This window comes from Mycobacterium sp. (genome assembly GCF_032159565.1).
GTDB lineage: Bacteria > Actinomycetota > Actinomycetes > Mycobacteriales > Mycobacteriaceae > Mycobacterium.
This window is the reverse complement of the sequence record NZ_JAVHWR010000170.1, coordinates 1-6,292: the sequence shown is the minus strand read 5'-3', so window position 1 is coordinate 6,292 and position 6,292 is coordinate 1. Positions and strand designations below refer to the sequence as shown.

At 64.5% G+C, this 6,292-nt stretch carries 6 protein-coding genes and 1 pseudogene; 4 read left to right on the top strand and 3 right to left on the bottom strand.

The genetic code is table 11. The features are described 5' to 3' along the window. Positions 1-188 (bottom strand): annotated as a pseudogene (locus QOC76_RS22790) (fatty-acid--CoA ligase); the annotation flags it as partial. Positions 189-426: 238 nt separating this feature from the next. On the opposite strand from QOC76_RS22790, the gene bfr reads away from it, so the two are divergent. The 4 genes from bfr to QOC76_RS22770 all read left to right on the top strand — a co-directional run bounded on the left by bfr (position 427) and on the right by QOC76_RS22770 (position 5,043). Next, positions 427-921, top strand: a complete 495-nt coding sequence (gene bfr / locus QOC76_RS22785; protein ID WP_526360659.1) for a bacterioferritin — start codon at positions 427-429, stop codon at positions 919-921. A 125-nt stretch (positions 922-1,046) separates the two neighbouring features. Continuing rightward, positions 1,047-3,104, top strand: a complete 2,058-nt coding sequence (locus tag QOC76_RS22780; RefSeq protein ID WP_526360655.1) for a DHA2 family efflux MFS transporter permease subunit — start codon at positions 1,047-1,049, stop codon at positions 3,102-3,104. Positions 3,105-3,176: 72 nt separating this feature from the next. Beyond that, positions 3,177-3,659, top strand: a complete 483-nt coding sequence (locus tag QOC76_RS22775) for a carboxymuconolactone decarboxylase family protein (RefSeq protein WP_526360653.1) — start codon at positions 3,177-3,179, stop codon at positions 3,657-3,659. A gap of 22 nt (positions 3,660-3,681) precedes the next feature. After that, positions 3,682-5,043, top strand: a complete 1,362-nt coding sequence (locus tag QOC76_RS22770; protein WP_526360651.1) for a type I glutamate--ammonia ligase — start codon at positions 3,682-3,684, stop codon at positions 5,041-5,043. Between the two features lie 9 nt (positions 5,044-5,052). On the opposite strand, the gene QOC76_RS22765 is transcribed toward QOC76_RS22770, so the two are convergent. Continuing rightward, the gene (locus tag QOC76_RS22765; RefSeq protein ID WP_526360657.1) at positions 5,053-5,535 is read right to left on the bottom strand and encodes a limonene-1,2-epoxide hydrolase family protein; all 483 of its coding nucleotides are present in this window, start codon (positions 5,533-5,535) and stop codon (positions 5,053-5,055) included. A gap of 7 nt (positions 5,536-5,542) precedes the next feature. Continuing rightward, positions 5,543-6,292: SDR family oxidoreductase (locus tag QOC76_RS22760; RefSeq protein WP_526360649.1), on the bottom strand; the 750-nt coding region annotated here is incomplete at its 5' end.

The window sequence follows — 6,292 nt, the reverse complement described above, 5'->3', positions numbered from 1 at the left end:
GCGTGCCGAATACCGATCGTCACCAGCACTCGGCCGGGTTCCCAAATGGACGTGTAGAGGACGACGTGATGCGCCCCTATCGATGCCAAATTGTCGTGATGACGTTTGAGCCAATTCCACATCCGGTCGATGTCGCCGACACGAAAATCGCAGGCGAGAATTAGTGAGTGCATATTGAACTCACTCATCGTCATCCTTCGTTCCGATGCGCTCGCAATCATGTTAGCCCAGTCTAACCTTAGTTAGGCCAGGCAGTCCACCGACCCCGTCCCCACATTGTCACCGCGCTCCGAAGATGTTGCCGGAAAGCGCGAAACGCGCCGTACACGCTGCAGGAGTAGTTCCGATCAGTCATGACATTGCACTAGATTGGAGCCGTCAAGACAGCCCATCGACCCGATGACGCGACCGGCGCAAGGAGCCAGCATGCAAGGGGACCCCGACGTTCTCAAATTGCTCAACGAGCAATTGACGAGCGAGTTGACGGCCATCAACCAGTATTTCCTGCACGCAAAAATGCAGGAGAATTGGGGATTCACCGAATTGGCTTCTCACACTCGTGCGGAATCCTTTGATGAAATGCGGCACGCAGAGACCATTACCGACCGGATCTTGCTGCTGGACGGGCTGCCGAATTACCAACGGCTTTTTTCATTACGTGTCGGTCAGACCGTCAAAGAACAATTCGAAGCGGACCTCGCCGTCGAGCACGAGGTGGTGGCCAGGCTGAGGCCGGGGATCATCATGTGCCGCGAGAAGCAAGACGCGACGAGCGCGAACATCTTCGAGAAGATCCTCGCCGACGAGGAGAATCACATCGACTACCTGGAAACGCAGCTCGAGCTGATGGGCAAGCTCGGCGAGGAGCTGTACCTGGCTCAGTGTGTTTCCAGGCCGCCGGGCGGTACCGCTGCCCCGTAACGCGTTGCGGACCGCGCGTTTCGCGGGTCGCCCAAGCGTGTAACCCTGCCGAGGGTCGCCGTAACATCCGTAGCCTATCTAACGATATGGCTGTGGAAAACGGTTGTGATCGACGAAAGGCAGGCATGACGAGTCAGGCACCGACGGCTGCCCTCTCCGATCCGGAGTCGAGCAGCACCGGCATCAGCCTTCAGCGCCGCAACTTCATCTTTGTTGCGGTACTGCTCGGCATGCTGCTCGCCGCGCTCGACCAGACGATCGTGGCGACCGCGCTGCCCACGGTGGTAGCCGATCTCGGCGGAGCCGGGCACCAATCCTGGGTCGTGACAAGCTATCTGCTGGCGTCGACCATCGCCACCGCGATCGTCGGCAAGCTCGGCGACCTGTTCGGCCGCAAAACCGTCTTCCAGGTGTCGGTGGTGTTCTTCCTGGCCGGGTCGGTGCTGTGCGGCCTGAGCGGTTCGATGACGATGCTGGTCGCGTCCCGCGCGCTGCAGGGCATCGGCGGCGGCGCGATCATGGTGACGGCCATGGCCGTCATCGGCGAGGTCATCCCGATGCGCGAGCGGGGCCGCTACCAGGGTGCGCTCGGTGCGGTGTTCGGCGTCACCACGGTGATCGGGCCCTTGCTCGGCGGCTTCTTCACCGACCACCTCACCTGGCGATGGGCGTTCTGGATCAATATTCCCGTCGCGGTCGTCGTGCTGCTCGTAGGTGCCGCGGCCATCCCGTCCCTGGCGCGGACAACAAAACCGGTCATCGATTACGCAGGCATCCTGTTCGTCGGCCTCGGCGCATCGGGACTCACCCTGGCCACGAGTTGGGGGGGTGGAGAGTACGCATGGGGTTCCCCGGTGATCATCGGTTTGTTCGTCGCCTCCGTCGCCTCCCTCGCCATCTTCGTCTGGGTGGAAAGCCGTGCGGCGGAGCCGATTCTGCCGATCCGCCTGTTCGCCAGCCCGGTGTTCACCGTGTGTTGCATCCTCGGCTTCATCGTCGGATTTGCAATGCTCGGCGCGTTGACCTTCCTTCCGACGTTCATGCAGTTCGTCGATGGCGTCTCAGCGACCACCTCGGGCCTGCGCACCCTTCCGATGGTGGCGGGCATGCTCATCACGTCGATCGGCAGCGGAAACATCGTCGGGCGCACCGGCAGGTACAAGATCTTTCCCGTCGCAGGCACCGCGATCATGGCAGTGGGGTTCGTGCTGCTCTCCAGAATGGACGCCGCCACGCCGAGCTGGCAGCAGTCCGTGTTCCTGTTCGTGCTGGGCGCCGGAATCGGGCTGTGCATGCAGGTGCTCGTGCTTGTCGTGCAGAACACCGCCAGCTTCGCCGATCTCGGTGTGGCGACGTCTGGTGTGACATTCTTCCGCACGATCGGAAGCTCCTTTGGCGCGGCCATCTTCGGGTCCTTGTTCGCCAACTTCCTGGCGGGCCGGATCGGGCCTGCGCTGGCCGCAAGCGGCGCGCCGCCGCGCGCTGCGCAGTCGCCGCAGGCGCTGCACGCGCTGCCGCCGGAGATGGCAGCGCCGATAGTGAACGCCTACGCGGACTCGCTGGACATGGTGTTCCTGTGTGCTGTCCCGGTCGCGATCGTCGGCTTCGTCGTCTCACTCTTCCTCAAAGAGATCCCGCTTCGCGAGATGGAGGCGGTGTCGGCCACCGACCTCGGGGAAGGTTTCGGCATGCCGAGCACCGAATCGCCCGACAAGATTCTCGAGGTGGCGATCGGCCGGTTGATGCGCAACTCACCGGAGATCAGGCTGCGCTGCATCGCCGGGCAGGCGGGGTGTGAATCCGACATCGCCGTGCTGTGGGGGCTGCTTCAGATCTACCGCCAGAGCCAGGTGTTCGGCTCGGCGCGGCTGACCGACATCGCCGAGCGACTTCGAGTGCCGCGCGAGGTTATCGAGCCGACGTTCGACCGGCTGATCGACCGTGGCTACGCGCTGCGCACCGGGAACCAACTCTGGCTCACCCAGGCAGGAGTGCGGCAGGTCAACTGTGCGTCTGCCGCACTCGCGAATCGGATCGTCGAGAAGCTCGCGACGTCGTCCGCCTTCGATGGCAGGCCCGATCGCGAAGAGGTCGAGGCGGCGTTGGAGCGGATCGGCCACCGGGTCCTCGTGCAGCGGGATTGGGACGACGACAGGGCCGTCCCGGTCGCTGCCGCCAGCTGACTTAGCTGGGGGTTCGATGCCTTTTCTAGAACGTGTTCCACTTTCTGTGTCCCCGGGCGTAGCATTCCGGCCATGAGCCGCATTGGAGAGTTCGCCGACGACGACGCCGCCGCGTGGGCGGTGATGTCGCCCGATATCGGTGCAGGCATGCTCAAGTTCACGCGCGCGGTTTACACCAAGAATCGGCTGCCGATGCGGGTTCGTGAGCTGGCGCGCATGGTCATCGCGCTCGACAACGAATGCGTGGTGTGTCAGAACACCCGCGACTCCGAGGGCATCGCGGCAGGCGTCGACGAGGAACTCTACGACCACGCCGCCGAATGGCGAACCTGGCCGGGCTACAGCGCCCAGGAACGAATCGCCGCCGAGTTCGCCGAACGCTTCGCGGCCGATCACACTGGCCTGCGCGACGACGAGGATTTCTGGCAGCGGGCACGCGAGCAGTTCAGCGACGAATTGATGGCCGATCTGGCGTTGTCGTGTGCGATGTGGTTGGGCATGGGCCGCATGCTGCGCACTCTCGACATCGGCCAAAGCTGCAAGCTCACGCTATAGCTCTGCGCGCCACGAAGGCAGAATGGCTGTCATGGCAGCCAAACCCCTCGCCGCAGCGGCAATCGCCCAACTCGAATCCGACGGGGTCGCCACCCTCATCGGGACAGTCGTCAACCCTGCCGGCCTCACTCACGCCAAAACCGTCCCGCTGAGGAAGATGGGCGCGTTCGCCGATCCAGGATTGGGCGCCAGCCCGGTGTGGCATGTGTTCACCATCGACCAGACAGGTATCGCGTCGAGTGGCGCCCTCGGCGTCGTCGGCGACCAGCGCATCAGGATCGATCTCGGCGCGCTGCGCATCCTCGGGGACGGATTAGCTTGGGCGCCAGGCTCTTTCTACGACCAGGATGGCGGACCGGACCCCTACTGCTGCCGCGGGGCGCTGTCCCGCATCGAACGCAGGCTCACCGACGCCGGGATCGACGCGCTCGTCGGGCACGAGTTTGAGTTTGTCCTCGTCGGGCCGGACGGCAGCCGGCTGCCCGCCCACCTGTGGGCGCAGTACGGCCTGGCAGGCGTGCTCGAGTACGAGGGCTTCGTTCGCGACGTCACCAACGCGGCCACAAGTTCTGGTGTTTCCATCGAGCAGCTCCACCCCGAGTATGGGCTGAACCAGTTCGAGGTATCGCTGACTCCGCAGTCGCCGACGGCCGCCGCCGATCAGCTGCTGCTGATCAGGATGATCGTCGGCAGGGTCGCCAGGCGGTACGGCCTGCGGGTGAGCCTGTCGCCGGTGCCGTTCGCCGGAGGCGTGGGTTCCGGTGCGCATCAGCACTTCTCACTCAAGAAGGGCGATACACCGCTTTTCTCGGGCGGATCCGGTGCATGTGGAATGACGCCGGAAGGGGAGTCCGCGGTAGCCGGAGTGGTGGCCGGTCTGCCCGAAGCGGAGGGCATCCTGTGCGGCTCGATCCTGTCCGGACTGAGAATGTCGCCCGGACACTGGTCTGGAGCCTTTGTCTGCTGGGGCACCGAAAACCGCGAGGCCGCAGTGCGATTCCTCGTCGGCGGCAACAGCAACCCATTGGGAGCCAACGTCGAAGTCAAGGTCGTCGACCCATCGGCGAACCCGTACCTCGCGACGGCGACTATCCTCGGGCTCGCACTCGACGGCATCGAACGGAAGCTGACCTTGCCGGCGGAGACGGCCGTCGACCCGTCCACCCTGACCGACGAGCAGCGCGACGACGCCGGCGTCGGCCTGCTGCTTACCAGTCAAGCCGAGGCCATCGACCTGCTCGACCAATCCGCCCTCATCCGGCGCATCCTCGGCGATCCGGCGGTCGACGCGACGGTGGCCGTGCGCCGCTATGAGCACGAGACCTACGGACACCTCAGCGACGAAGAGCTTACCGACAGGTTCCGCATGGCCTGGAGCGTGTGAAAACCGTTCTCAGACCAGGTCGCTGGCGTCGTACACCCATGACGTGTCAACCGACGCCAGGGTTTCCAGATATGACGCCGGCGCCGCAGACAACAACGTGCTGAAGTCCGAGTAGTCCTTCCACAGGGTGATTTCGTCGTCCTCGACACGGTGCACCGATACGAACGGCAGCCGAACGGTTTCCCCGCTGTGCCAGGCCCACGTTTCGGAGTGCTCGTATATGACGTCGACGCCGTTGCTCAGCAGCAGCCCGTCGTGGTTGACGTACGACGACAGCGACTCCAGCCCGATCTTCAGTCGCGTGATGACGTTCTCGCGGCCGCGCGCCGACGCGGCAGGCATCGGCATGTCGACGTACAGACAGTCCTCGGACAGGAAGCTCTTCACTGAATCCCAGTCGCGATCCGACAACGCCTTCCACAAACCGAGCACGGTCTCCTCAACGGCCACCCAGACATAGAACAGTCCACGACATTCGGCTGTCAATGAGATCACCCGGCTACGCCCAGCCGTCGGGTTGGCGCCCGTCGATGTCGGTGAAGCCGTATTCGCGCGCAAGGTCTGCCGATGTCATCGACCCCTGGTTCCACCGAGCGCGGTTCTCATCGGCGGCGATCGCGGCGATACCCCTGCCGACGAACCGCGGCGATTCCGACTCGGCGAAGCCCGGCGGCGCGGTCGGCAGCCCACCGCCGCGGTTCGGGTTCAGCGCCTCATGCCAGTTGGCCTCGCTGACACTCCAGTTGTCCAGCATCATCTCCGAGCGCAGCCACCCGGGTGTCACGGCGACAGCGGTGCCGCCGTACCGCGCCAGTTCGTGACCGTGCGCGAACGCCAGCCGGTTGACGGAGCTCTTGGCGAGGTCGTAGAACACCGAGAGCCGGAAGTTCTCGTCGTTGTACCGGCGGGTGCCGTCGGTGACCTCGACGAGCAACCCGCCCGGCCGCTCGATCAGCAGCGGATGCAGGCAGTGCGAGGTGATGAGGTGGGTGTCGACGCCCAGCCTGAGGATCCGCAGTCCGTCGTCCAGATCGTGTTCCCAGATTGGCCTGTTCCACGTCGGCGGCGGTCCCTTGAGCACCTCGGCGCCCCAGATGTCGTTGACCAGGATGTCGATGCGGCCGTAGTCACCGCGGATCCGATGGGCCAGCGCGCGTACCTCGCCTGCTTCAAGATGGTCGACAGCGATGGCGACGCCCTCGCCACCTAGCTCGTCGACGAGTGCGGCGGTTTCCTCGATGGTTTCGGG

Excerpts from the sequence above, each read along its gene's own strand:
- bfr (WP_526360659.1), top strand. The coding sequence starts at position 427 with ATGCAAGGGGACCCCGACGTTCTCAAATTGCTCAACGAGCAATTGACG.
- QOC76_RS22780 (WP_526360655.1), top strand. The coding sequence starts at position 1,047 with ATGACGAGTCAGGCACCGACGGCTGCCCTCTCCGATCCGGAGTCGAGC.
- QOC76_RS22775 (WP_526360653.1), top strand. The coding sequence starts at position 3,177 with ATGAGCCGCATTGGAGAGTTCGCCGACGACGACGCCGCCGCGTGGGCG.
- QOC76_RS22770 (WP_526360651.1), top strand. The coding sequence starts at position 3,682 with ATGGCTGTCATGGCAGCCAAACCCCTCGCCGCAGCGGCAATCGCCCAA.